The organism is Phormidium sp. FACHB-592 (assembly GCF_014695795.1).
In the GTDB taxonomy this organism is placed as follows: Bacteria; Cyanobacteriota; Cyanobacteriia; order Leptolyngbyales; family Leptolyngbyaceae; genus Stenomitos.
Genome location: NZ_JACJOZ010000046.1, coordinates 169,285 through 190,178, shown reverse-complemented (window position 1 = coordinate 190,178; position 20,894 = coordinate 169,285). Strand labels below are relative to the sequence as shown.

19 protein-coding genes are annotated in these 20,894 nt (G+C 51.7%); 7 read left to right on the top strand and 12 right to left on the bottom strand.

What is annotated here, in order from left to right; all coding sequences use genetic code 11:
* Window positions 1-44: 44 nt before the first annotated feature.
* Together H6F86_RS13130 and cbiT are read right to left on the bottom strand one after the other, a co-directional pair.
* Window positions 45-914 (bottom strand): phosphatidate cytidylyltransferase, encoded by an 870-nt coding sequence (locus H6F86_RS13130; RefSeq protein WP_190449066.1) that lies wholly within the window; start codon window positions 912-914, stop codon window positions 45-47.
* Window positions 915-1,394: 480 nt separating this feature from the next.
* Complete coding sequence (cbiT, locus tag H6F86_RS13125; RefSeq protein ID WP_190449042.1) at window positions 1,395-1,997, bottom strand: precorrin-6Y C5,15-methyltransferase subunit CbiT; 603 nt, start codon at window positions 1,995-1,997, stop codon at window positions 1,395-1,397.
* On the opposite strand from cbiT, the gene H6F86_RS13120 reads away from it, so the two are divergent.
* Window positions 1,996-2,178 carry a hypothetical protein gene (locus tag H6F86_RS13120; RefSeq protein WP_190449041.1) on the top strand — a complete coding sequence of 61 codons (183 nt, stop codon included), beginning with the start codon at window positions 1,996-1,998 and terminating at the stop codon, window positions 2,176-2,178. The genes cbiT and H6F86_RS13120 overlap by 2 nt on opposite strands.
* Window positions 2,179-2,182: 4 nt before the next feature.
* Here H6F86_RS13120 and H6F86_RS13115 read toward each other — a convergent pair whose 3' ends face one another.
* Window positions 2,183-3,706 (bottom strand): aminotransferase class I/II-fold pyridoxal phosphate-dependent enzyme, encoded by a 1,524-nt coding sequence (locus tag H6F86_RS13115; RefSeq protein ID WP_190449040.1) that lies wholly within the window; start codon window positions 3,704-3,706, stop codon window positions 2,183-2,185.
* A gap of 294 nt (window positions 3,707-4,000) precedes the next feature.
* On the opposite strand from H6F86_RS13115, the gene H6F86_RS13110 reads away from it, so the two are divergent.
* Window positions 4,001-4,192: a hypothetical protein gene (locus H6F86_RS13110; RefSeq protein WP_190449039.1), complete on the top strand. Its 192-nt coding sequence runs from the start codon at window positions 4,001-4,003 to the stop codon at window positions 4,190-4,192.
* A gap of 185 nt (window positions 4,193-4,377) precedes the next feature.
* Entirely contained in the window at window positions 4,378-5,469 is a 1,092-nt protein-coding gene (gene ychF, locus H6F86_RS13105) for a redox-regulated ATPase YchF (protein WP_190449038.1), read from the top strand.
* A 309-nt stretch (window positions 5,470-5,778) separates the two neighbouring features.
* Here ychF and H6F86_RS13100 read toward each other — a convergent pair whose 3' ends face one another.
* Entirely contained in the window at window positions 5,779-6,015 is a 237-nt protein-coding gene (locus H6F86_RS13100; RefSeq protein WP_190449037.1) for a hypothetical protein, read from the bottom strand.
* A gap of 42 nt (window positions 6,016-6,057) precedes the next feature.
* On the opposite strand from H6F86_RS13100, the gene H6F86_RS13095 reads away from it, so the two are divergent.
* Window positions 6,058-7,887, top strand: coding sequence for an EAL domain-containing protein (locus H6F86_RS13095; protein WP_190449036.1), 1,830 nt, complete (start codon window positions 6,058-6,060; stop codon window positions 7,885-7,887).
* A 55-nt stretch (window positions 7,888-7,942) separates the two neighbouring features.
* Here H6F86_RS13095 and mutS read toward each other — a convergent pair whose 3' ends face one another.
* A complete protein-coding gene (mutS, locus tag H6F86_RS13090; RefSeq protein WP_190449065.1) occupies window positions 7,943-10,762 on the bottom strand; it encodes a DNA mismatch repair protein MutS in 2,820 nt (939 codons plus the stop codon).
* 255 nt (window positions 10,763-11,017) lie between these two features.
* Between mutS and H6F86_RS13085 the strand changes: the two genes are divergently transcribed.
* From H6F86_RS13085 to H6F86_RS13075, 3 genes are all read left to right on the top strand, one after another.
* Window positions 11,018-11,428 carry a YbjN domain-containing protein gene (locus tag H6F86_RS13085; RefSeq protein WP_190449035.1) on the top strand — a complete coding sequence of 137 codons (411 nt, stop codon included), beginning with the start codon at window positions 11,018-11,020 and terminating at the stop codon, window positions 11,426-11,428.
* A 312-nt stretch (window positions 11,429-11,740) separates the two neighbouring features.
* Window positions 11,741-12,835 (top strand): type II secretion system protein N, encoded by a 1,095-nt coding sequence (locus tag H6F86_RS13080; RefSeq protein WP_190449034.1) that lies wholly within the window; start codon window positions 11,741-11,743, stop codon window positions 12,833-12,835.
* 201 nt (window positions 12,836-13,036) lie between these two features.
* Window positions 13,037-13,612, top strand: coding sequence for a TIGR04376 family protein (locus tag H6F86_RS13075; protein ID WP_190449033.1), 576 nt, complete (start codon window positions 13,037-13,039; stop codon window positions 13,610-13,612).
* A gap of 9 nt (window positions 13,613-13,621) precedes the next feature.
* Here H6F86_RS13075 and H6F86_RS13070 read toward each other — a convergent pair whose 3' ends face one another.
* The 7 genes from H6F86_RS13070 to H6F86_RS13040 form a co-directional block, all read right to left on the bottom strand.
* Entirely contained in the window at window positions 13,622-14,245 is a 624-nt protein-coding gene (locus H6F86_RS13070; protein ID WP_190449032.1) for a type IV pilin-like G/H family protein, read from the bottom strand.
* Between the two features lie 57 nt (window positions 14,246-14,302).
* Window positions 14,303-14,629 (bottom strand): hypothetical protein, encoded by a 327-nt coding sequence (locus tag H6F86_RS13065; RefSeq protein WP_190449031.1) that lies wholly within the window; start codon window positions 14,627-14,629, stop codon window positions 14,303-14,305.
* 231 nt (window positions 14,630-14,860) lie between these two features.
* Window positions 14,861-15,199, bottom strand: coding sequence for a DUF952 domain-containing protein (locus H6F86_RS13060; protein ID WP_190449030.1), 339 nt, complete (start codon window positions 15,197-15,199; stop codon window positions 14,861-14,863).
* A gap of 17 nt (window positions 15,200-15,216) precedes the next feature.
* The gene (locus tag H6F86_RS13055) at window positions 15,217-15,360 is read right to left on the bottom strand and encodes a hypothetical protein (protein WP_190449029.1); all 144 of its coding nucleotides are present in this window, start codon (window positions 15,358-15,360) and stop codon (window positions 15,217-15,219) included.
* A gap of 102 nt (window positions 15,361-15,462) precedes the next feature.
* Complete coding sequence (locus tag H6F86_RS13050; RefSeq protein WP_190449028.1) at window positions 15,463-17,052, bottom strand: gamma-glutamyltransferase family protein; 1,590 nt, start codon at window positions 17,050-17,052, stop codon at window positions 15,463-15,465.
* Window positions 17,053-17,055: 3 nt separating this feature from the next.
* The gene (locus H6F86_RS13045; protein WP_199321931.1) at window positions 17,056-18,765 is read right to left on the bottom strand and encodes an ATP-binding protein; all 1,710 of its coding nucleotides are present in this window, start codon (window positions 18,763-18,765) and stop codon (window positions 17,056-17,058) included.
* A gap of 251 nt (window positions 18,766-19,016) precedes the next feature.
* Window positions 19,017-20,744, bottom strand: a complete 1,728-nt coding sequence (locus tag H6F86_RS13040) for a succinate dehydrogenase/fumarate reductase flavoprotein subunit (protein WP_190449027.1) — start codon at window positions 20,742-20,744, stop codon at window positions 19,017-19,019.
* Between the last annotated feature and the right edge of the window lie 150 nt (window positions 20,745-20,894).

Below are 20,894 nucleotides of genomic sequence, written 5' to 3'. Positions count from 1 at the left end.
TGGAAGTTAGCGTTTATGGCTTCTGGCTCCGCTTATCTCTAACTTTACTGCGCTAGCAACGGCAACACCAAAATCACAAAGTAGTACACCAGGGGAGCCGTAAACACGTAGCTGTCCGCACGATCGAGAATGCCACCGTGTCCAGGAATGAGCTGCCCTGAGTCTTTTACGCCCGCATCGCGCTTCATCATTGATTGGGTCAGGTCGCCAAGTAAGCTAGCAATGCCGATGAGTAAACCGAGTGCCGCACCAGTAAGGGGCCAGCCTGACCAGCGCAGATACCAGGAACCGACGATCGCCACTGCAATACTGCCTAAGACCCCAAATACGGCACCTTCAACGGTCTTTTTGGGGCTGATGTTGGAGAGGCGCGTACGCCCAAAAAACTTGCCGATGATGTAAGCGCCAATATCAGCAGCCCAAATACAGCTAAAGGCTAGCAGTGTGTTCGTCAAGCCCTGGGGCATAGCGTGTAGGTCAAACCAGGAGTGCGGTAGGTAGCCATCTAGCGGTAGATTGCTGGCAGCTTCCTGCCCCAGTGATCGCAGTCGCACCCAGTAACTTGGCAAATAGCCACCATAGAACAAGCCCAGGATGGACGTTGAAATATCAGCGATCGTCGCGAGTTTGGGTTGAAACAACAGGTAGAAGCAGATAAACGTACCAGCCACCGGAAAGACCGCATCGGCAAGGGTTGGGGAGACGGTTGAGATTACAAGTAGCGTTTGACTGACAACGAGCGTTGTTTTGGCAGCAGGTGCAATGCCTTTTGCATGCACGAGCTGAAAGTATTCCAACTGCCCCAGATAAATGATGATGCCAAACCCGATCGTAAAATACCAACCACCCAGCACAATCATGCTGAGTGCCAGAACGATCGCGACAATGCCGCTCAAAATGCGGGGCAACGGTATCGCACTGGTCGCTTGCGGCTGGCTTTCTTTGGACGGCGATTGGGCTGAACGATCCAACGTCATTAACGAAACCCCACTTGAGAGCGACAAAACTTTAGCGTGACAAAACGGAATGCTGCCAGAACTTAGCGGCTGAGACTAACGTTTCCCTGCTCACGAAACTATCTCTACTAACCAGGCTGGATACTGCTCAAAGCATTGCCGCAAACATCAAGAGGTAGTGTTACCTGTCACCGTAGCGCCACCGCATAACCAGAAGCCCAGGTTAGTGCAAGATTAAGAAGGTTAAGACGCCTTTGGAACACTCTAGCTGAGTCTAGCGCTCTCTCAGACTATATCTTTAACGCTTTTAGCTGCTTATTACAGAATATTGGTCAATGCAGCGGTTACAGTGCCTTAACGTTGCGATCGCGAGCGCTTAACGTTTCATTGCTGCTCAGCTACCCTTAAGCGCGACTGTCCAACCACTCACCCACGCATCTAGTCTAACTTTTCCCCACTCAGGACAAAAATGGGGTCGATCGAGGCAAACGTCTGGTTAAGCCCCCGTTTCTCCAGACGATTCACGGCCGATTGCACCACTTCAATCTGACGCACTTGAAGCTCCGCAAAACTCTCTGAAACCTGGTAGAGACCTTCTAGCGTGGCTGCGGTTGCCACAATGCGTCCCTGCGGTTCCAACTGTTGCCAGGTAGCGTTCAAGATGGCTTTAATCGAGCGCCCACCTTCAATGCAAACCCGATCAGGAGCTTGCTTGAGCGTGCTTAAACAGTCAGGTGCGCTGCCCTCTATCACCTCTACATTGCCAACGCCAAAGCGATCGCAGTTCCGCCGAATGAGATTTGCGACTTCTTCATCGCGCTCGATCGCGATAATCTGCCCTTTTGGACACAGCAAGCCCGCCTCAACTGAGATAGTGCCTGTGCCTGCGCCAATATCCCACAGAACTGAGTCTACCTTAAGGCGCAAGGAGGAAAGTATGAGCAGCCGCACTTCACGCGGACTCATGGGAATACCAGGCAACCGCTCGAACAGGTCGTCGGGGATGCCAGGAGTAGCGTAAGGCCAGAGAGGAGAAGGCATGGGGAAGGAGGGAGCAGAAGGGCAGGGGAGAGTGCTGAGGGAGGCTGTCTGTTCAATCACGATAGCAATCAGGTTCAATCTTTCCCAAGCCTATCGGATCGCCCTAAATCCTGGTGTTCTCAATGTCACATCAGTCTTGCCTGATTGCCAGTCAAGGACGATCGCCATGTGGATCACTTGAAACCCTACTTCACGACCTTTAACGTTTTTAGGGTCAAGTCAGTACAGCCGCTTATTGTACCGCCCAGTGCGAGGATGGCTTGCAAATGGGCGATCGCCGCTGCTGTAACCACCTCCCCTGGCATCAAAACTGGAATCCCTGGCGGATAGGGGCAAACCAGTTCGGCACTGATACGGTTAACCGTCTGGGCAATCGGCAGGGTTTCACTAGCAGCAAAAAAAGCGGCGCGAGGGGAGAGCGGAGAGCGAGGGAGGTAAGAGAGATGAGAGGGAGAAAAAAGAGTTGATTGAAGGACTTCCCCTGCCTTTTCTACCTCCCCTGCCTCCCCTACTTCCCTATCCCTATACATCGTCGCTAAAGTCTCAAAAGACTGTACCAACTGCTCAATGTCCTGTCTGGTATTGCCCAAACTGATCATAAAGGTCAAATGCTGAAGCGATGGTAATTCGGCAGTGACCCCCAGTTGCTCGTTGAGAATTGCGTCTGCCGTGAAGCCGTCAATGCCCAAACCTGAAACAGTGACAGTCAAGCGAGTGCGATCGAGCGCTACAAAACCAGCACTGCCTGCCTGCTCCGGTTGCAGCGTGGAAAGTCCGGAAATCTGCTTGAGCCGCGATCGTGCTTCATCTGCCAGTTGCAGCGTCTGTTCTAGTAGAAGTTTTCCTTGCGTTGCCATTTGATAACGTGCTGCATCCAAGGAAGCTAGCAACAGATAGCTAGGGCTAGTGGACTGCACAAGCTGGAGTGCTTTACTGATGCGATCGCCATCAATACGATCGCCCCTTGTATGCAGCATTGCCGCCTGGGTCATGGCAGACAGCACCTTATGAGTAGACTGCACTGCTAAATCGGCTCCGGCTACGAGTGCGGCGATCGGTAGCGCTGGATGAAAGGCAAAATGAGCGCCATGCGCTTCATCTACCAGCAGGGGAATGTTGTGCTGATGGGCAAGGTGGGCGATCGTCGCGACGTCTCCACATACCCCGTAGTAAGTGGGATAGACCATCAGCACCGCTTTTGCATCAGGGTGTTGTGCTAGCGCTGTGGCAACGGCTGTCGGCGTAAGGCTGTGAGCTAGATCCAGATGTGGATCGTACTCTGGCTGCACAAAAATCGGCACCGCACCAGAGAGGATCAGCCCTGAAAGTGCGGACTGGTGAATATTGCGAGGCAGAATCAGCTTGTCGCCAGGGTTGCAGGTTGCCAGAATCGCTGCAATCACTCCAGACGTGGAGCCGTTGGCAAGAAACCAGGTGCGATCGGCTCCGAATGCCTCTGCTGCCAATGCCTGCGCCTGCTGAATGACCCCTTGTGGTGCAAACAAATTATCTAGCTCTGGCAGTTCTGGTAAATCTGCCTGAAAGACTTGTGCCCCTAGCAGCTCAACCAGTCGCTTTGCACTGCCTCGCCCATGCTTGTGCCCCGGTGCATAAAACGGTGCATGTGGTTTGTGCACGCAAGACTGGAGCGTAGCCAGCAACGGTGTTTCAGTTTGCGGGTTAAAAGCGTCGTTTGAGTCGAGTGACATAGACAAGTGACATAGAGTAGAGCGCCCTTGCACGAGCTTTACTCCAATATCTCATGCCGATCGTGTGCTAGATGGTGATCGCTGGAGCCATTGCAGTTATGTATAGCAAAAGGATGAGGGATGAATAGAAGCCCTTGCTCAAAGGAAGTTTCAAGTTTATGTCTGTCCTAACGTTCTCTTCGACTGCTATGGGGGAGCAGTGCGTACGCTACAACGAGCATATTTAATTAGGGAGATGTAATTCTTCCTCTGGCTTTCTAAGTTGATAGGGTTACCTGTTTTGGGCAGACTCACATGATTTATACACCCGACCCCTCGTTACCTGAGCCGTCGATCCCATCGATCCCAGGTCCAGATACGGTGCCAGAGTCCATTCCGGGTCCTGCACCAGAACCAATTCCAGGTCCTGTGCCGGAGCCTGTACCAGGAACTATTCCACAAACTGTACCAGGAACCATTCCACAGACAATTCCAGAGCCTGTTTAGTTGAAACGGGTTAACACTTGTAGCTACGTTTTCAATGACTTGGCGATCGTCTTTGACGGGCAATCAATGATTTAGATTGAAACGATCGAGTGGAAAAATCGAGCCAAAACCTACAATGATTATGAGTGCTGGTTTTGTTCAGCAGACGACTCAATCTAAAATCACCCATCTAACCGCTAAAATCGATGCTGAGAGCCGGGATTGTTGGACTACCCAACGTCGGAAAATCTACTTTGTTCAATGCCCTGGTAGCAAATGCCAAGGCGCAAGCTGCCAACTTTCCGTTTTGCACGATCGAACCCAATGTCGGTGTGGTCGCGGTGCCAGATGAACGGCTGCAAGTGCTGGCAAAGATTTCGAGTTCGGCGGAAATTGTGCCTACACGGGTCGAATTTGTAGACATCGCTGGACTTGTCAAGGGAGCCAGTCAGGGAGAAGGCTTAGGCAACCAGTTTCTGGCAAACATCCGCGAGGTTGATGCGATCGTTCATGTGGTGCGATGCTTCGATGACGACGATATCATCCATGTTTCGGGTTCGGTAGACCCTGCCCGCGACATTGAGGTGATTAACTTGGAGCTAGCGCTGGCAGATTTGGGGCAGATTGAAAAGCGTATCGATCGCGCTCGTAAGCAAGCCCGTGGCAACAAAGAGCTACAGGTTGAAGTAGATGCGCTAGAAAAGCTGACGGCTGTGCTGAATGAAGGCAAACCCGCTCGTCAAGTTGACCTTACTGAAGACGAAGAAGCCGCTGTCAAGGCGCTCGGTTTGCTTACTCGTAAGCCAATTATCTATGCCACGAACGTGTCTGAAGATGATCTGGCAACAGGTAATGCCTGGGTAGAGGAAGTACGAGCGATCGCGGCAACCGAAAATGCTCAGGTCGTAGTCATCTCAGCGCAGGTAGAATCTGAATTGGTTGACATCCCGGAAGCTGATCGCGCTGACTTTCTCGAGTCGCTAGGCGTAACGGAAGGTGGACTCAAGTCTCTGATTCGCGCCACCTACGAACTGTTGGGGCTTCGTACCTACTTCACCACTGGACCGAAAGAAACCCGCGCCTGGACAATCCACGCCGGAATGCTGGCTCCTCAAGCGGCAGGTGTCATCCACACCGATTTTGAGCGTGGCTTCATTCGTGCTGAAACCGTGGCTTATAAAGACCTCACAGCCACTGGTTCTATGGGTGCTGCCAAAGAAAAAGGGTTGGTTCGCAGCGAAGGCAAGGAATACACGGTGCAAGAAGGTGATGTGCTGCTCTTCCGCTTTAACGTGTAGTCCCGCGATCGCTTCTTCATCCGCTCGCGTTGTGCCACTAGCGTTTCTACATGGGCTGCTCTGAGTGGAAAGCTGTTGCTCTAGATCACGCCAACGTTCTTCCCGACTCTGACACTGCTACGTCTAGAATCCTTTTGGGCATACTAAAGCAGGACAGCAATGGATGGGTGCTGTCTTGCAGTGGTTGTAACTGCTTGTTCTCAGTACCTGTACATAAGTAAAACACCCCTATTCCCTTATTAAGAACCCCTTATAGAAGGGCGACGCTATCACTGGGGTTGCACAAGGAGAATTTTCACGGTTAGTCACTTAAGCAGCTATGACGCGGTTAGACGCATTGACCAGATTACTGCCTTGACTGCACAAGTAAACCAGAGGCATTATCAGGAGCGATCGCATCATCATAGCTTTACCTTTACCCAGTTTCAGTGATAGCCAGCAACCCCTTGCAGGCGCGACAATTGAAGCACCAGTATGGTTTGCACTTGGCTCCACATTTAGCTCCGCACCACGAGGGGTTTTACACCGAGAGAGTGATTGCGCCATATCGCTACCGCACCAGATATGAGCCAAGCATCGCCCGCGCCCATGAACAGCACAGACCTTGACGGCATGAGAGCAGACATTCTTATCGTTGATGACACGCCCTTAAACTTGCGTCTTCTTTCCAACATTTTGACCAAAGCAGGGTATCAGGTTCGTCAGGCGCTAAGTGGCGAAATGGCACTACGAGCGGTTCAAGCGTTGCCACCTGACCTACTTCTGCTCGATATCATGATGCCATCAATGGATGGTTATACGCTTTGTCAAACCTTAAAGGAAAACTCAGCTACTGCAAGCATCCCAGTCGTTTTCTTGAGTGCGCTTAGTGATGGTTTGGATAAAGCCAAGGCGTTTGCGGTCGGTGGCGCAGACTACATTACCAAACCCTTTCATCTCGAAGAAGTGTTAGCGCGGGTGCAAAATCAACTGGCGCTCAAGGCGGCTCAATACGACAATCAACAGCTTAATGCCCAACTTGAAGCGCGTGTGAAAGAGCGTACCCACCAACTTGAGATCGCCAACCGAGAACTCTACCGCGAAGTGCTTGAACGCAAAGTACTTCAGGCGCAACTCTTGGAAATGGCACACCATGATGCACTCACAGGTTTACCCAATCGTGCGTTCTTTCTCGATCGCACAAAGCAAGCGCTAGATGCTGTAAAGGCAGATCAAACGTCGCAATTTGCCGTGCTGTTTCTCGATTGCGATCGCTTCAAAGTCGTTAATGATTCACTGGGTCACTTTATGGGTGACCAGCTTTTACTAGCGATCGCCCGTCGCCTCAGAGCGTTGCTACCAACGACCATAACGTTGGCGCGGCTGGGTGGTGATGAATTTACCATGCTGCTGCCACGCTTCACCGATCAAGCCAGCGTTATCCAGATAGTGAAGCAAATTCTCAATGCCTTCGCCCAACCCTTTCAGCTCGATCAACACGAGGTTTTCATCACTGCCAGCATTGGGATTGCGATCGGCACTGCCGAGTACAGCCTACCAGAGCATCTTTTGCGTGATGCCGATATGGCAATGTACCGTGCGAAAGCATCCGGCAGCGCACCCTTCCAGGTCTTTGACCCCACATTGCACCAGACTGCCATTCAGCGCTTACAGCTTGAAATCGATCTCCGTAAAGCGCTCTACCAGCAAGAATTAGTGGTTCACTATCAGCCAATCTTGGCGCTCACGACCAGCAAGTTGGTTGGGTTTGAGGCACTTGTGCGCTGGCATCACCCCCAAAAAGGGTTAGTATCACCCGCCGTTTTTATCCCCATTGCCGAAGAAACTGGTTTAATTACACAGATTGGTCATTGGGTGCTCAAACGTTCCTGCCAGCAGTTGCAGCAGTGGCAAGCCGAAAAGCGCTTTAGCGCTCCCCTTACTATGAGTGTCAACCTATCGGCACGCCAATTCACGCAACCGGATTTAGTGGAGCAAATTGACCAGATTCTGGCTGAAACCCAGCTAAACCCTCGCTACCTTAAATTAGAAATTACTGAAAGCGCTATTATGCGAAATGCCGAGGCAACCACGAGCGTCCTTCAAGAGTTAAGAAAACGGCATATTCAACTCAGTATTGATGACTTTGGCACAGGCTATTCTTCGCTCAGCTATTTACATTCGTTTCCAGTAGATACGCTCAAGATTGATCAATCGTTTGTGCAACAAATGGGCGAGAATGCAGATAGCTTAGGGCTAGTTCCTTTAATCATTAACATTGCCCAAAAAATGGGGATGACAGTTGTAGCTGAAGGCGTTGAAACCCAGACACAGCTTGATCATCTCAAGGCTTTAAACTGCGACTTTGGGCAAGGCTTTTTCTTTTGCAAGCCGCTGGAAGCAGACAAAATCAGCGCTCTGCTTGCTTCTAAGTCGTAATCATTCGGCATGCTCCAACGTGAGAAGAAGTAATGCCGCTCCACTCGCCTTGTGCTCATTCTTCACTAAAAATGTCTAGCTGTTCGATCGGCTGATCCACTGGATAAATTTCACCATTCTTTTCGCGGGTGGAGTGATTGGTTTGATTGCCTTTACGTAAGCCGATCGCAATTTTGCTGTGTTTCTCAATTTGCCCCATCACCTGTCGCGCACGTTGAATAACGGATGCGGGCAAACCAGCTAACCGTCCTGCTTCAATGCCGTAAGAGCGATCGGCACCACCAGGCTGCACTTTATGCAAAAAGATAATTTGATCGGGCAATTCTTTCACAACCACTTGATAGTTAGCAACGTTTGGCAAAATCGACGCTAGCTCATTGAGTTCATGGTAGTGGGTCGCAAAAATTGTACGAGCGCGGATTTCAGTTGCCAGATGTTCTGCCACTGCCCAAGCGATCGACAGCCCATCAAAGGTTGCCGTACCGCGTCCAATCTCATCCAGCAAAACGAGCGATCGTGGCGTAGCGTGATTCAAGATATTTGCCGTTTCATTCATTTCCACCATAAACGTGGATTGTCCCGTTGCCAGGTCATCCACCGCCCCGACACGGGTGAAAATGCGATCGCAAACGCCCAATGTCGTTGACTGCGCCGGAACGAAACTACCCACCTGTGCCATCAGTTGAATCAGTCCCACCTGACGGAGGTAACAGCTTTTGCCGCTGGCATTGGGTCCGGTAAGGACGATGAGATCAGGGGAGGGCTGAGGGGAAGAGTTTTGAGTTTTGAGTAGCGCTAGCTCCGAAGGAGCCACTCCGTGTACGCGCCGCGTTTCTAGAGAGTTTTGAGTTTTGAGTTTTCCTTTGACTTCTGCTTCCCCTACTTCCTCTGCCTCCCGATTCCCGGCTCCCGACTCCCGACTCCCCAACTCCGTTGAATTGGGCACAAAAAAGCCAGCAGGAAGGGATTGCTCCACCACGGGATGCCGACCTTCAAGGATCTGGATTTCGCGGTTGGCAAGCATCTCTGGACGGCAGTAACCCTGATACACTGCCACTTCAGCTAACCCACAGAGGACATCGATCGCTGCTACTGACCGTGCTACGGTGCGGATGAGTTCTGCCTGTTCGCCGACTTGCGATCGTAGTTCGGCAAAAATTTCGTACTCCAGATGGTTTAGGCTTTCTTGCGCCAGTTGAATGCGATTTTCTCGCTCTTTCAGATCTTGGGTGATGTAGCGCTCTTCGTTGGTAAGGGTCTGCTTGCGGGTGTAGCCGTCGGGTATCTGCTGACCGGCTTTGGCGCGAGAAATGCTGATGTAGTAGCCAAAGGTTTTGTTGTAGCCCACTTTAAGGGTTGGAATGCCTGTGCGATCGCGCTCGACTACTTCCAGATTTCTGATCCACTCCTGATCGGCATCCACCTGCTGGCGGAGGGAATCTAACTGAGCGTTGACCCCCGGTCGAATCAAGTTGCCATCGGTGAGGTAGAGCGGTGGTGTCTCCACTAGATGAGCGTGGAGATGCTGACCCAGATGTTCTAGAACGGGGGGGACGGTCTGGAGGTCTTGCAGGTAGCGCGATCGCGTGCCTTCTACCAACCGTCCCAGATCGGGCAGTTTGTCGAGCGAATCTGCTAGAGCCACGAGATCGCGGGCATTCGCTGTGCCTGATCCAGCGCGACCAGCCAGCCGTTCCATGTCATAGATTTGCTTCAGCAGTCGTTGTAGCGTTTGGCGCAAAGAGCCGTTTTCAACGAGTTCGGCGATCGTCTCTTGGCGATCGTGAATCTGTTTCACCTGGAGCAGCGGCTGTAGGAGCCAGCGTCGTAACGCTCGACTGCCCATTGCCGTTACGGTTTTGTCGAGTGCCCACAGCAGCGACCCATGATAGGTGCCATCTCGCGCCGTTTGCGTAATTTCGAGATTGCGCCGGGTTTGATGGTCAATCACCAAGTATTCAGTCAGCGTGTAGGTACATAACGGCTGCAAGGGAAAGGTTTGAAGGGCTGCGGGATGAAGGAGCGTGGTGGGTGAGGAGTCGGGAGTCGGGAGTGGGGAGCCGTTACTTTCACCTTTTGCCTTTTGCCTTTTACCTTCATCCTTTCCTGCCGCTTTCTCCGTGCTGGTTTCGACATATTCCAACAGCCCGCCTGCTGCCCGGACAGCTAGCGGCAGATGCTCGCAGCCCATGCCTTCGAGCGATCGCACCCGAAAACGTTGCAGCAAGCGATACCGTGCTTCGGACAGCACAAAGGGAGCCTGCGATCGCAGCGTGTAGCAAAACTGAGACGGCAGACACTCTGGTAAATGGTCTGATTTTTCTCCTGGTCGTAGCAGGCTAACCAGATCGGGCGCGTTGGTAGGAAACAGCACTTCCGACGGCTGTAAGCGCAAGAGTTCCTGGGTCAACTGCTCTAGTGATTGCGCCTGCGTTGTGAGGAATTCGCCAGTAGACACATCGGCATACGCCAAACCCCAATGATTTCCCGCAATGACCACTGCTGCTAAAAAGTTGTTGCGGCGGGCATTAAGCATCCCTTCTTCAAGAATCGTGCCGGGAGTAATGACGCGAGTGATTTCGCGCCGCACCAGTTGCCCCTGCGCGCCAGCAGCATCTTCCATCTGGTCGCAGACGGCGATCGCAAACCCCTTCTCAACCAGCACGGCACAGTAGCGATCGAGGGCGTGATGGGGAATGCCTGCCAGAGGCACTTTGCCCACGTCCTTACCCGCATCCTTTGCCGTTAGAATTAGCTCTAGCTCACGGGCAATGGCGATCGCATCTTGAAAAAACGTCTCGAAAAAATCCCCTACCCGATACAGCAGCAGCGCATGGGGATATTGATCTTTCAGTTCCACGTAATGACGAATCATGGGCGTGAGGGAAGCACGATCAACCGATCGATGGTCGGCGTAGCGTACCGCGTGTTTCACCAACCGTTCCGGCAACCCATTTGTAAACTCAGAGGTAGAAGCAGCATCCGTCATGAATCAATGCTAGAGCAAGGGCTTCAATCACTTTAACGTTGATTCGCCACCGTCTTTATGGGGAACGCTAAGGTTCAACTAGCTGCAAAGCTGTCTCACAACCTGTTAACTCAACTTAATCGCTTATAAGGTGAAAAACTCATGCAAGATCTTGGTATTAGTGATGCTGTGGCTCATCCTTTAGCCTATTATCGGAACCATTTGGAATTCAATGGCTATCAGGTCGAGGAAGATGACGATACTATCCTGGGTCGTCACGCCAGAAAAGCTAACCTCATCATTAGACAAATTCTGGGTAGAGGGGTTCTAGTCAGCACGATTTATGGGGTTGAACCAGAAACCAAACGAATACATCTTCTGGAATATGTGAATGACTTAAATACTGTCTTTCTCTTTATGAAGGCATATCTCGGTCAAGATAACGACCTTTTTCTAGAAACCTTCCTTGAAGGTGATTACGATCGAACAAATTTTTCGATTTTGCTTGAAAACATCGAATACGATATCGCCACTTTTTACAAAAATGAGATGACGAAAGAATATCTGCAATAAGGACAAGAGCGGCGGTGTAGGAGGGTGAATACTTGACTGATAGATCCATTTAGATCCATCGCCCTCCTTTTCATTATCTCCTTGACACTTTGCTATTGGTTTTGGGGAGACAGCAGCAGGGCTATTTCTATAGTTTTTTGAATAGTTGACCGAGAGAACGGTGCGTTTCCTCAATCGGCTGCTACAGTGAATCAGCCTGCAAAACCTCAGGCGATCGCTGCATCTACATAGAATCACTTCAAAATAGATGTGCCTAAACGGTTGGCATCTTCTATACTGCTTTCGTGTCTCAAATTCCTTAACGAGCAAACTATGTCTCAGGATGCCAGCACCCGTACCAAACTTCTCAAGCCGTCTGAAGCATCACCTTTTTCGTCAGAACGATTAGGTGATGTTACGGAATCCGGTAGCTTTCCGGTCGAATCCTACGCCGATCGCTTGATGGACGATCTGTTTGGTGATGTGGAACGCTTGTTAGATAGCAGTGCGACGTTAGCCGTTGAGCCTGAGCGTGTAGAGCCGTCTGCACCATTGGCAAAAGGAACACCCCTCGACAACCTGGTTGGTTTGGTGTCGCCTTTGATGCGTCGTGCAGACGTTGATGGGGCTTTAACGTTAGATGAGCAAGATGCGGATGCCTTGCTAGCCAACCGGGATATGACGGAACGATCGCTCACGCAGCAGCCCTTGACTACAAGCATTGGTCAGCCTACACGCTCGTACGATCGCCTCTTGTTGGGAGTCGGTTGCCTCTCGATCGTGGTCACGCTTGCCGTTTGGTTCCTTAACCAGCAAGCCGCCCGCCCGCCTGCGCCTGTTGCCGTTGCGCCTCAAGTTCCCGCAGGCAATGCCGTCGCTCCACAGAATTCAACAGTCAACGATCAGTTTGTCAATTATTTGCAGCAAGCGCTCAAGGCGATCGAGCAAAAGCAGGCTGGCTCATCCCAGGTTGCCAGCAGTGGCGCACTACCTAATATCCCTCTTGTGCAGCCTGGTAGCCCTACCCTTCAGCCACCTACAACAAGTGTGGCAACTCCCCGCCCTACCCTCCGCCCTGCTACTGGTCTGTCGCGTCTTTATGGACCTACCTATCAAGCGCCGCAAGCACAGCCCAACAGTCCATCAGTTTCGCCACTGCCGCCTGCTAATGCACCTGCTAGTGCACCTGTAGCGGTGCGTCCGCCGATTCCGCTTTCCATGCCTGGTATCCCTAAGAAGCTCGTTGGGGTGTTGGAGTTGGGCGATCGCTCGGCTGCCCTGATTGAAATCAATGGTGTTACCCAGCGCTATCGTATTGGCGAAAGCATTGGCACCAGCGGTTGGAGCCTGGTAGAAGTTTCTAAAGATCAGGCAGTACTCCGCCGCAACGGTGAAGTGCGATCGGTCTTTATGGGTCAGAACTTTTAGAAGATGTTAGCTGCTCTCAGAAGTTGTTAGTTTTTAGTGGTTGGTTGTTAGAAATCAGGAGTCAGAAGTCAGAGGTCAGGAGTGAATGCAAAAACCAAAGCCTCTTTTTATCTTTTAGCTTTCATCCCTTAGCCTTCTGGTTTCTTACGTCGCTCTAACAATCGAAAACTAACCACTAAAAACTGCCTGCGGAGTATACACATGGGTTTATTTGATGATTTCAGCAAGTTTCTCGAAACACGACTTGAGGAATTTTTGCGCGATAATCCGCAGTTAGAGTTACTGGTTCTCGAAGAGAAACTGCGTGACCAGGAAGAAGAAACGTTGAAGCTGATGACGAACCTGAAGCGAGAGGAGAAAGGGCTTCAGGATGAGATTTTGGCGATCGCCCGCGAAATTCAGCTTTGGCACGGTCGCATCGAAAAAGCCAAAGCATCAGGGCGGCTTGACCTGGCAGAACCGGCTCAGGAACATGAGGCAAGCCTTTTGCGAAAGGGCAACCAGCGCTGGGGGCAGATGGAAGTCTTGAAGGAACGCCTCAAGCAAACGCAGCAGTTGCAGCAACAAATCCAGCAGCGCCGCAAAGAAGTACAGGTAAAAGTGGCTCAGGCGCAGACAACTCGTGCTGCTGCCTCTACCACTGAACAGAAATGGAACAGCGCTGGCTGGAATCAGATCCCCACTTCAGCCAGCAGCGTGGGCGATTTGGAACATCAGTTTCGCCGTTGGGAAGCCGAAGAAGAGCTACAGGAACTCAAACGCCAAATGGGACGGTAAGCGATCGCCTCACTTCACCTTCTTCGCATCAGAACCGCAATCAACGATGCCATTACGGTAGGTCGGGTTGAGTTGCACAGTTCCAGGCTCTTTAGCCTGGCAGAGCACTGATTGGGTCGTTACTTCATCTGTAACCCGTTGGGTATAAGCAACCCCGGCATAGCTTCGAGATGTGCAAGGAGTAGAGCTTAAACAGGGACCACTATGACAGCTCGCTTGCAAGAAGGGGAGCCAGTCATATAGAGAAACCTTACAAAGGCGGCAGTCTGGACGAGTGGTGCCGTACTGAAAAGCAGCATCGGTTGTCGCCCGAACTGAATAGACAAACTGTTCACTGATGGGTTGAAAACCCAGCCCTAGCTGATTCAGAGAGTCACTAAATTTGCCGTTCTCTAGATAATACGCTTGTTGCGCTCGATTCATTGAGCCAACACTCTGCTTCGCCTTCAGGTGAAGAACGACGACATCCTTCGTATTGGAACAGTTCCATACTCCTACCCATACCCATAGCCCCAGTATCAGTGGAACAAGTCCCAACACACGTAACCGCGCGCTGCTTGTACGTTTAAAGAGCAGCACTAGAGCGGTGATGAGCAGCACTAGGGCAATGATAAACAGCACTAGGGTGAGCACTGGCAGACTCCAGAAATGCAGAAACTTCTGAAAGTTTACCCAGTGCGATCGCGTCGATTAACCTTCTGGTAGATGAGGCTTGCGGATAGTGAAGGAGATTGGTTGCCGACCAGAACGATCGCTCACTGCATCGCGCACGGGCTTCTGTACTGGGGCTTGGGATGCGTCAAGCTGAGCAACGGGACTATCCTCTGGCAGTGCTTCTGGCTTCTCGTAGTCGAGGTGGAACGGCATATCAGTTAGCTTGTCGTAGTTTGATGTTACTGCTAACAGTGCGCCGCCTAAAAGAAGCATTGGCAGCGGCAGCGAAAACTGCTTAACCCATTGCAGTAGTTCCGTCGCGCCAAACAGCAAAACAAAGATAGCTAGCCAAACCTTCATCATCAAACCCACGCTACCGAAAGGGCACTCATTCTGTCGTCAGGCATTACATCGCAGCATAGCCGAAAATTCCCGCTTCGATCGCTGACTTGCTGTGGCAAACGCCCATCTCCATCCATCACTAAACTAACGTCAGTTTGACATGTTTAGGAGAGAGCCGCTGGCACTGGCTCTAAACTCTCAGCTTAAGTGGCTCTTGGGATCGGTATACTCCGCTAATCAGCTTTTCTGAGGTTAATTTAATGCGGTCGGTAAGGTGAAGTTGCCATCGGCTTCAGGCTCAAAGTCGATCGCCTGCGTCATCGCCTCTAGATTGAGCGCACCGTAGAGATGAGGAAAAGATTCACCGTGGGCTGCTTCGTAGCGGATCTCTGGCTCGACGCGATCAGTCTCGATGCAGAGCAGTACCAAGCCTGACTGACCGTGATAATAGGCATTAGCAGTACCCACTACCTGCGCTGGGGTAGAACAGTGGATAAAGCCTTCTGTTTCTAGAGAATCAGGGCGATAAGCACCTTCCTGCTGTGCTGTTTGCCAGTGCGATCGGGTTGTGATGTGTAAAATCAAGGTCATCAGTTAAGCGGCAGCGGTTAAGGGAGTGTCAATTTGAGATCAACTGGTGGCAATGCTGGTTGTACCGTTATTTGAGCAGGTTTGGCTTCAATGAACCCGTTGTAGATCAGAATGCTCAAGACGACAGTGATGGCAACGGCTCGGAGTAATTTGTTGAGCATTTTACACCTCTAGCAGTGACGGCGATCGACTGTACGTTAGCTGTAGTTTAGTCAACAGTAGGGGATTGTGCTTCCTCTCCATGGCTCACCCACTGGGAGGACTTACCATGCGAGTGCCAGTCCATCGGCTCTCGGCTCGGAGGCGGCAACGAGAACGCCATTAGTGCTCAAAATCATTTGCCCTCTGCCGAAAAAGCTTCCCTGTCGAATGGTGTGTCCGCGATCAACCAATGCTGTGGCGATCGTTGGAGAAACGGTTGGCTCTAGCAGCACCAGATTGTCGCGGATAAACTGCCAACGGGGTGCATCTAGCGCTGCCTGAGGATTCATGCCGTAGTCCACCAGATTAACCACCACCTGAAGGTGTCCTTGGGGCTGCATTGCCGCACCCATCACGCCAAACGGTCCTAGCGGTTGCCCATCACGGGTGAGAAACCCAGGAATAATGGTGTGAAAGGGACGCTTGTGAGGCGCAATTTGATTTGGGTGTCCCGCTTCTAACGTGAAGCCTGTAGCGCGATTATGCAACGCGATTCCCGTTCCTGGTACAAGAATGCCGCTGCCAAAGCCCATATAGTTCGACTGGATGAATGACACCATCAGCTCGCCATCAGATGCTGCCAGGTAGACCGTACCGCCTTTTGGCAAACCAGGTTCCGCAAGGGGCAGAGCAGTATGGCGAATGAGCGAACGATGATCGCGTGCATAGTCCTTACTCAGCAGAGCCGTGGGAGGAAGCATCATCGTGCCAGCATCGGCAACATAGCGATGTGCATCAGCAAACGCCAGCTTCATGGCTTCGATTTGCCAGTGATAGACTTCTGGCGATTCACGCGGATAACGGCTGAGATCAAAGCCTTCCAGCAGATTCAGCGCCATCAGTGCCGCGATTCCCTGCCCATTGGGAGGAATTTCCCAAACGGTTGTGCCGCGATAGTCAGTGGCGATCGGCTCGACCCAATCGGCTCGGTGTGTAGCAAAATCTGCTTGAGTTAATAGCCCTCCCGTTGCAGCCGCAAAGGCAGCGATTTTTTCTGCCAGCGCTCCGGTATAAAAGCTGTCGCCCCCGCTCTGCGCGATCGTCCGTAGCGTTTCTGCATGAGCGGGACTGTGCCAGACTTCACTTGCTGCGGGTGCGCGATCGCCCGGAAAGAAAACCTGTTTAAACGTCTGAAAGGCTTCTCCCTGAAGCGGCAAGTAGGTTTTTTCTGCCTGCTTCCACGCAAGCGCCGTCTCTGGCGAAACGGGGTAGCCCTCCTCGGCGTAGCGAATGGCGGGTGCAAACAGTTGCTCAAACGGCAGCCGTCCCCACCGCTCCCACAATGATCGCCATGCTGAAACCGCCCCCGGCACTGTCACACTCAGCCAGTCCTGCTGGGGGACGCGATCCATTCCTGCAAAGTGCTCCAGCGTTAGCGCGTGGGCACTGCGACCAGAGGCATTCAAACCATGCAGCTTGCCATCCCAGACTAGCGCAAATGCATCGGAGCCAATGCCGTTAGAGGTCGGTTCCACGACAGTAAGGGCGATCGCGGTTGCCAGTGCTGCATCCACCGCATTGCCACCCTGCCAGAGCATTTCCATCCCTGCCAGTGCTGCCAATGGCTGACTGGTGGCGATCGCGCCCCGTTTGCCCATCACAACACGCCGTCCAGAGGGGTAGGGGTAGCGAGTGAGATTTTGAGCACACATGAATTAGGTCGCTGATAGCGCAGAATTGTCCACCAAATCTCGTTTCTGGTCAATGGCTGAGTCTACCAGATCGAGCGTAAACGTCGTTTGGTTAGACGCACTCTCAACGTGGAGCACTGCGCCTATTTGTGCCGCTAATTTTTGCACAAGAGTTAGCCCTAACCCGGTGCCACCTTGCTTCCAACGATCGCTGCCCACAATCCGATAAAACTTTTTAAAGATCTGGTTCAGTTCACCAGGCTCAATTTCAATGCCCGTGTTCCTCACTTGCAACTGCACGCTGCCAAATTCCATGCTTCCAATCACCATGATTGTCTCGCCGGGGGGCGTGTACTTACAAGCATTGTTGAGCAGCTCGGTGAGAATGCGCTCCAGACTCACTGCATCAACCGATAAGGTAGGCAAATCGGGCTTAAGTATGACGTGCAGCGTTTGTTGACGACTTTGAGCACGTTCCTGGAACCCTGCTACAAGCGACGGCAGCCAGTTTTGCAAACAAAGTGCTTCACGTTCAGCGACATACGTGCCTGCTTCTAGACGCTGCAAATCAAGCAAATCATTGATAAGGATGATTTCGCGATCGCACTCGTCCCGTAAGATCTGCAAATATTGAGCTGGTTTCGGTTCCAGGAGTACGTTGGGGGTCAGCCGCGACAGCGCCAACTCTAGCATACGAATCGACATCTTCATGTTCGACACTGGGGTTCGTAGCTCGTGCGAAACGGTACTGAGAAAGTCGTCTTTGAGCTGGTTAAGCGCCTCCAATTCTTCTACTTGTCTCTGGGCAGCATGATAAAGTCTGGCTTGTCGCAAGGCGATCGCACACTGATTCGCAACCTGTTTTGCTAGCCGCAAATCCAAATCTTTGAAGCCGTAATCGCGATCGGAGATGAGCCACAAATCGCCCAACACCTCTTGATGGTCTTCGATAGGACACGCAAGAATAGCTACCCGTCCTCGCATCGGGCTGATATGCAAAGGACAAAACTGACAATATTGCCCTGCCAAAAGTTGTGCGTATAGCGCTGAATACTCAGACATCTCAGTCACGTGTCCTTTAAAGGACAGGATTGACGGGTTGTATTCGTAAGCGATCGTGGATGTCCCTGCGTCCAGATCGTAGAGTCCAGCATTACAACTATTGACCCCCATACCCACACCAAGCTCCTGCACCGCTGCTTGCAGAATTTGGGCTTCATCCAAGCTGTCGCGCACTTTATCGGTAATGCGTTTGAGTGCGGCTTCAAAATCTGATGCCAACTGTAATTGAGCCGTGCGCCGTTGCACTTCTAGCTCCAAATTAGTGTTGAATTGCTGCGCTTGCTGATAAAGTTCTGACTGCTGCTTTGCGCTGCGTTCACGTCCTTCAAGGTTCTGGCTAGTATCCTGAAGCTTGCCACACAGTAGACTTGTTAAAGTGCCACTGACACCAAATAGTCCCAAAGCAACGGCATTGTCACCACTACTGGCTAAAGACTCTACTGGGTTTAGAAAGTAATAGCTGTAGACTAGAGCTGATGTTCCGGTAGCCAGTAGCCCTGCCCCCACGCCACCATACCAGGCGCTCAAAAGCACGGCGATGAGACACGCTAAGAGCGAAATGGGAGCCACGATCGCCCAAGTGCTAAAGAGTTGTGTCAATAGCCATGCTGTGAAAACAGTTAACACACTGACGGCGTATCTCAACCACTGAGAGCGCAATAACCGAACCATGAGATCTCTAAGCAACAAGTGACCCTACAGCATGATGTCTCATACTAACTGTTGGCTAACTTAGGGCAATTTTCTTTCAGCGCTACCCCTTAAAAAATGCTTCAATACATCTTGCAAAAGGTAAAATTAACGCTGTTGAAAATCGATCTAGAAGCAAAGAGAAAGCTTTGAGTAAGACGAATGCATCCTCTACCCTAGAGTCGGCTTATCACCTTTGGCATTCGACCTAAGAGAGATTTGGGTGTTTTAGCTTAATACTTGCGCTCCTGCGGTTGAAACATCGTAATAACTACAGGTTTATAGCTGATATCAATGCCTGCCGGAGAGTAATATGTCAGCGTGTGCTTCAGGAAGTTTGCATCATCGCGATCGGGGTAATCTTCGCGAGAATGAGAGCCTCTGCTTTCCTGACGGTTTAACGCAGCAGTGAGAATCATCTCGCCTACCAGCATCAAGTTACGTAGCTCCAGTGCTTCCGTAATTTCTGTGTTCCATAGCTTACCCTTATCGTCCAGACGCACCTGGCTGTAGCGCTGCTGAAGGGCTTTAAGCTGTGTCAAACCCTCGCGCATCACGGCATCGGTACGAAACACGCCGCAATGCTCGGTCATGCAGTCTTGATACGCCTGACGTAATTCGGCAATGCGATACTGTCCCGGTTGGTCTAGTAGTGTCTGAATCTGTTTCTGTGCTTCGTTGAGATAACGCGCTTCGTCTACATCAGGCAGTTTGCGGTCTTGAATGTAATGGGCGATCGCGGCACCCGTCCGCCGTCCATACACGACGCACTCTAGCAAAGAGTTACTACCCAGCCGATTGGCTCCATGCACCGACACACACGCAGCCTCACCTGCTGCAAAGAAGCCATCTACTAGCTCATCCGCGCTACGTCTGACCTGCCCATCTGTATTGACTGGAATCCCGCCCATTGAATAGTGCACGGTGGGGCGAATTGGCATTGGCTGCGTTACAGCATCCACATTGACCAAACGATGCGCTTCTTCCCAGCAAAAGGGCACGCGGCTCATGATTTTTTCCCGACCCATGTGGCGCAGATCCAGATAAACACATGGTCCTCCTGCTCTGCCATCAGGATGCACACCCCTCCCAGCACGAATTTCACGGGTGATGGCTCTAGAGGTAATGTCACGGGGGGCAAGCTCCATCCGGCTAGGCGCATAGTCTTCCATAAACCGTCGCCCATCACTGTTAATCAGGTAGGCACCTTCTCCCCGCACGGCTTCAGAAATCAGTACACCAACGGGATACAGCCCAGTGGGATGGAACTGCACAAACTCCATATCCTCCAGGGGCAAACCGACCAGTGCCGTCATGGAAAGCCCATCACCCGTTGAGGCATAGTCATTAGACGTAGTGTTGTAGACCCGCCCGTAGCCGCCTGTCGCGAACATAACTGCCTTGGCACGGACGATCTCTACCTGACCATCTTCAATGTGGTACATCACCACACCCTTCGCCTGTCCGTCCTCTAAAATCAGCCGCAGCACATACCATTCGTCATAGATAGTGACACCGCGACTCAGCAGATTGCAGACCAACTCATGCAAAATGGCGTGTCCCGTTTTGTCGGCAGCATAGCAGGTGCGGTTGTGGGTGTGTCCGCCAAAGGCTCGCTGTGCAATCCGTCCATCTTGCAAGCGGGAGAACAGCACACCCATGTGTTCGAGATCGATCACCACATCGGGGGCTTCACGAGTCAGTAGCTCAACTGCATCCTGATCAGCCAGATAATCAGCACCTTTAACCGTATCGAAGGCGTGTGCTTCCCAACTGTCGGCAGTGTCTACATTCTTGAGTGAGGCAGCCATACCACCCTGAGCCGCAACGGAGTGCGATCGAATGGGGTGCGTCTTTGCCACCATTGCCACATTCAACGTTGGATCAGTGCGAATAATTTCCAGGGCTGCTCGCGCTCCCGCCAAGCCACCACCCACAATGATTACGTCGTGCTCAAACATAGTGCGATCGCCAGAAAAAATAGCTTTATCTATCCTGCCAAAATAGAAAGTTCCCTGCCAAAAGACAAGGAACTTTTTTGAAACGTGGGAGCAATGGATACGGAGTGAAAGTCAGAGGAAGGCGGGAGGAGTGAGGGCTGCCCAGGGAGA